The organism is Streptomyces ossamyceticus (genome assembly GCF_001418475.1).
GTDB classification, from domain to species: domain Bacteria; phylum Actinomycetota; class Actinomycetes; order Streptomycetales; family Streptomycetaceae; genus Streptomyces; species Streptomyces ossamyceticus.
This window is the reverse complement of record NZ_LIQX01000765.1, coordinates 1-548: the sequence shown is the minus strand read 5'-3', so window position 1 is coordinate 548 and position 548 is coordinate 1. Positions and strand designations below refer to the sequence as shown.

General features: G+C 77.2%; 1 protein-coding gene. It reads left to right on the top strand.

The window, feature by feature from the left end; genetic code table 11:
* On the top strand, nucleotides 1-548 hold a 548-nt coding region (locus AOK15_RS48025; protein ID WP_240508783.1), incomplete at both ends, for a TRSP domain-containing protein.

Sequence of the window (548 nt, the reverse complement as noted above, 5' to 3'; positions counted from 1 at the left end):
GTCGCCGAGCACGAGGGGGCGCCCGCCGCCCCGGTGTGCGCCGGGTGGGTCGGCCGGGTCGAGCTGGGCTGGCCCGACGGGGTGCCCGACGGCGGGCGGCACGGCTTCGCCCCCGCGCACCGGGAGCGGCTGGAGGCCGCGCTGCCGGGGATGGCCACACGCCTGGCCCGGGCCCTGCCCGAGGGCGCCCGACGGGTGCTCGTGCTCGGCTTCGAGGAGCTGATGTACGCGCCGCTGCGGCTGGCGACGGAGCTGGAGCGGCTGGTGGACGGGGTGGAGACACGGTTCTCCACCACCACCAGGTCACCCGTGCTGGCCGTCGACGACCCCGGCTACGCGATACGCAGCCGTATCGTCTTCCCCGCCCATGACGAGCCCGCGGACGGGCCGGGGGAGCGGTACGCGTACAACGTGGCCGGCGGCGGCTTCGACGCGGTGATCGCCGTCGTCGACTCGACCGCCGACACCCCCGCCCTCCACGCGCCCGACGGCCTCCTGGCCACCCTCGCCGCCCACACCCCGACCGTCCTCCTCGCGGTCGTCCCGTC